The following is a 4,123-nucleotide window of genomic DNA, read 5'->3' as shown; positions in this document are numbered from 1 at the left end:
TTGGCGGACGATCATGCCATGATCCGGCAAGGGTTGCGGGCGGTGCTGGAGACATATGAGGACATAGAATTGGTGGGAGAAGCAAGCGATGGGGAGGAGGCGGAGTCTCTCGTGGAGAAATTACTGCCGGCCGTGGTGATCATGGACATCAATATGCCGAAAAAAAATGGAATAGAAGCCACGGCGAAGATAAAGTCCCGGCATCCCGAACTCATCATCATTGGGCTGTCCGTCGACACAGACAGCGGCAGCCGAACCGCCATGATGAATGCCGGGGCGAAGATTTTGCTCACCAAAGAAGCCGCCGTAGAACAGCTGTACGGTGCGATTCAGGAAGCAGTGAAGAAGTAGTCGAGCTCCCGCATCTGGAGCCGGCGCTCATGTTCCAAGCATGCTACAAGTCGGGAGCCCTTCAACCGAGTCGCAGTCGATGGAAGGCTGCGTATGATCGAGCTGAAAAGACGTCACCGAACTTTGCCGCTTCCTTGAACAGGGGGCGCGTTATAGCTCGAAGAATCAGTGTATAGCCGATCGGCGGACAGTGGATCGGCTTGCGCCCCGGCAGCATGACGCGGGCGCGGCATACTGCGGGATTCCCTAGTAGCGGCCTCCTCTCAAAATTTGTATACCAAAATAACCTCGAATACGGCGCGGTCGTGCCGTTGGGAAGGAACCCCAAGGCCGCCTCAGAGCAGTGTGTCGAGGAGCGGAGTCTGTAACAATAAGGGATAAATCATGGTGCAAGTCTTGCTTGTGGATGATCACGCGATGGTACGGCAGGGTCTTCGTTCCGTGTTGGAAACCTATGACGATCTTCACATCATCGCGGAAGCCCGGGATGGCGCCGAGGCGGTCAAGCTCGTCGGGGACCTACGTCCACGCGTGGTGGTCATGGACATCAATATGCCGAGAATGAATGGGATCGACGCCACGACACACATCAAAACTCACTGGCCCGAGACGACTGTGATCGGGATCTCGGTCAACACCGGAGACCATAACAGTGACTTGATGAAGCGAGCCGGCGCCGCCATCGTCCTTCCAAAAGATTCGGCGGTCGACCAGCTGCACGATGCGATTGTTCAGGAAATCGACGTATCAGCCGACAACCTCACCCAGCCCACTGATCATTGATGCGGGGGCTTACCGTGTATTGACCGTTGAATCGTATGCTTCGTAAGGCCGTTCTCGCCCTCCATACCAGAGTGCCAGCATAAGCAGCATCAACAAGAGGTAAAGGGCCAAACGGAAAAACGGGAGGCCGATGTATGGGGACTTGAACGCGCCGAAGAAGTACAACCCCACGATGATGATTCCGAGTAATAAGCCGGCGGCGATAAATGTCACCATAACGACCCTGAAGTTGTTTTCAACTCTTGAATTGCGGAGCGCGAGAGTGCGTCACCTTTGAACAAGGTGTACAAGTAAAACAAAAAAGGGAGAAGGACGACCGATCCCAAAAGCAGACTCGCCAGCAAAATATCCAGTGTTCCGGACGGGGCTGCATCGTAAATGGTGACCGAAGGCTCGACAAGATATGGATACTGCGATAAAGCCCAGCCCCACAGAACGGCGACCGCTCCGCCCCCCGCCAGAAATCGAGCCAGAAGATCACGTTGCGTGACCAGCGCCCAGAGGGCCGCGAGATGAATCACCGCCGTGGTCACCACGGTCGCGCGACCCAACGCCGTTCTCAGCAGGCCCCGATGGATTTCCGGCGCTCCTTCTCCCGTAAGGAAGAGGGCGATGGCTGCCAAGACGAGGACGAGCATCCCGCTCGTGACGGCGCGGAAGCGAAAGACACGGCTCAGGGACGGATCCCGACTCTCCATGATGAGGTATACCGATGCCAGATAGGCCACTAACGCCGTCGTAAGGAGGCCGACGGCGATGGGAAATGGCCCAAGCCAAGGATCGACGAATGTTTCTCTGATGGTGTCGGTCGGTCCGGCGGCGCGCCCCGATGCGATCGCTCCAAGGACGACGCCCAGCATGGTAGGGGTGAGCAAGCTGGACCAGGCAAATATTCGGTGCCAAATCACGGGTGCTCCGGTAAATCCGTCAGGACGGGACGAAATGTCGTGTGTTCGAATGGCGAAGGCAGTGCCTCGCAGCACGATCCCGATCAGCATCAGAGTCAGCGGGATATGCAGTCTGATGGAAATCACGGCAAAGGCCGGCGGGAAAGCCGTAAAGAGAATCACGACGGCGATGATGAGCCACACATGGTTGGCTTCCCAAATAGGACCGATGGCCTGATCGATCAGCGCGCGTTGAGACTGTCCTTGGCGGCCCATCGCAAAGAGAGTCCAGATTCCGGCCCCGAAATCGGCTCCACCGAACAATAGATAGAAGGTCAGGGCGCCGACCAGCGCCGCGGCGACCATGAGCTCATACGACGGCATCGTTCAGCCGCTTTCCTTTCAATTTCTGCGCAGGGGAGACAGCCGCTGCGGCCGCAATGTGGCGCCAGATAGCCCAGACGACGACACCGGCCAATACGGCATACAAGGCCGAGAACGTCACCATTGGGATCCAAAGGCCCGGCATAGGCGTGACGGCCTGCGACGTGCGCATGAGTCCTTGGATGATCCACGGTTGACGTCCCACCTCGGTCACGACCCACCCGGCCTGAATGGCGATGAATCCCAATGGAGCCGTGATGATCAACGTTCGCAAGAGCGGGCGGTCTTTTTCCAACTGTCCTTTCCACCCACGCCACCCGGCCCAGAGAGCCACTCCCGCCATGATCAGCCCACAGACCACCATCAGTTGGAAAGCCACATGGGTGACGGCCACGGGTGGCCAATCTTGGCGGGGAATCCGGTCGAGCCCTGGAACCACCGCCTGAGGATCTCCATATAAGAGAAGGCTCAATCCGTTTGGAATGATCACCGCATAATCGACGGTTTGTGTGGAAGCATCCGGAAGCCCGAAGAGCACGAAATTCGCTCCGGTTTCAGTGGCGAAGAGGGCTTCCATCGCAGCCAGCTTCGCCGGCTGATGATCGGCGACCGAGCGAGCGATGAAGTCTCCGCTCAACGGTTGAAGGAGGGCGGGAATACCGCCGACCACCAGCGCGATGGCGAGCGCGTTCCAATGGAATCGACTCGACGGATGACGCAGCAGGAGAAACGCATGGACGCCGGCCACGAGAAATCCGGTCGCGGCGAAGGCCGCGAGCAGCATGTGCAAGGTTTCATGAAAAGCAAGCGGATGCAAAAGCGGGACTAAGGGCCGGACATTGGCAAACCGTCCGTCGTCAAGATCGAAGCCGGTGGGCGCGTTCATCCATGCATTGACCGCGACGACGAAGATGGCGGACGCGATCCCACTCGCCGCAACGATCAAACCGGCGACAAAGTGCGCGCGAGGGGAGATGCGAGACCATCCATAGAGATAGATCCCGAGAAAGATCGCTTCCGTGAAGAACGCAAACCCTTCGAGTCCGAAGAGAGGCCCGACGACAGGACCTGCCCGCTCCATGAATGACGGCCAGAGCAAGCCCAGCTCGAACGAGAGGACGGTTCCCGATACAGCGCCCACGGCGAACAGAATCGCGGTGCCTTTCGACCATCGCTTCGCCAGAGCCAGATATTCTTCGTTATGCGTTTTCAGCCATCGCCACTCGGCGGCGGCCATCAATACCGGCATCGCGATACCCAGCGCGGCAAAGACAATGTGAAAACCCAGAGACATGGCCATCTGGGATCTGGCGGCGATCAGGTCCGATATCATACGTGTGGATGACGTCTTTTGTGAGGCCCAATGTGCATGATCGAAGAGGGTATGCAGTTATGAGGTTTCACGTCGGTTGTCGCCTCTATTTCAAGCACATGTTTATTTGAAATTTCATCATGGATGAATCGGTAATTGATTCTAGGGTTGTAAGCCTGTGGCTTGGCACTAGGAGTTTCCCAGGTTAGATCCCGAGAGAATGTTTGCGTGTGGCGAACGGAAAATGTGAGACCAGTCGATGGGGTGGGTCACTTGGAGACATAAGACCGTTCTTTGTCTACATCAATCCAGGAAAGCAGATAATAGAGCAAGCCCAGCAGCCAGAAAATCGGAATGATGACCAAGATGAGAAGAAAGACCGTCATGAGGCACACTCACTTCTTGT

At 57.0% G+C, this 4,123-nt stretch carries 5 protein-coding genes; 2 read left to right on the top strand and 3 right to left on the bottom strand.

Translation table 11 applies throughout. The features are described from left to right. The coding region (locus tag ACOSYY_RS01815) for a response regulator (RefSeq protein WP_421660558.1) at positions 1–351 on the top strand (351 nt) is incomplete at its 5' end. Positions 352–735: 384 nt separating this feature from the next. Beyond that, complete coding sequence (locus ACOSYY_RS01810) at positions 736–1,134, top strand: response regulator (RefSeq protein ID WP_421660557.1); 399 nt, start codon at positions 736–738, stop codon at positions 1,132–1,134. A 9-nt stretch (positions 1,135–1,143) separates the two neighbouring features. Here ACOSYY_RS01810 and ACOSYY_RS01805 read toward each other — a convergent pair whose 3' ends face one another. From ACOSYY_RS01805 to ACOSYY_RS01795, 3 genes are read right to left on the bottom strand one after another with little or no spacing between them, the layout of a single operon-like run. Continuing rightward, positions 1,144–1,350, bottom strand: coding sequence for a hypothetical protein (locus tag ACOSYY_RS01805; RefSeq protein WP_421660556.1), 207 nt, complete (start codon positions 1,348–1,350; stop codon positions 1,144–1,146). Beyond that, positions 1,344–2,405 (bottom strand): cytochrome d ubiquinol oxidase subunit II, encoded by a 1,062-nt coding sequence (locus tag ACOSYY_RS01800; protein ID WP_421660555.1) that lies wholly within the window; start codon positions 2,403–2,405, stop codon positions 1,344–1,346. The genes ACOSYY_RS01805 and ACOSYY_RS01800 overlap by 7 nt, the downstream gene beginning before the upstream one ends. Beyond that, positions 2,392–3,738, bottom strand: a complete 1,347-nt coding sequence (locus ACOSYY_RS01795; RefSeq protein WP_526023263.1) for a cytochrome ubiquinol oxidase subunit I — start codon at positions 3,736–3,738, stop codon at positions 2,392–2,394. The genes ACOSYY_RS01800 and ACOSYY_RS01795 overlap by 14 nt, the downstream gene beginning before the upstream one ends. Positions 3,739–4,123: the final 385 nt, after the last annotated feature.

The sequence above is a fragment of the Nitrospira sp. BLG_2 genome (assembly GCF_049222245.1).
This window is presented reverse-complemented; position numbering and strand designations above follow the sequence as displayed.

Bases quoted from the DNA above. Each gene is read 5' to 3' on its own strand.
- ACOSYY_RS01805 (WP_421660556.1), bottom strand. From the start codon at position 1,350: ATGGTGACATTTATCGCCGCCGGCTTATTACTCGGAATCATCATCGTG.
- ACOSYY_RS01800 (WP_421660555.1), bottom strand. From the start codon at position 2,405: ATGCCGTCGTATGAGCTCATGGTCGCCGCGGCGCTGGTCGGCGCCCTG.
- ACOSYY_RS01795 (WP_526023263.1), bottom strand. From the start codon at position 3,738: ATGATATCGGACCTGATCGCCGCCAGATCCCAGATGGCCATGTCTCTG.
- ACOSYY_RS01810 (WP_421660557.1), top strand. From the start codon at position 736: ATGGTGCAAGTCTTGCTTGTGGATGATCACGCGATGGTACGGCAGGGT.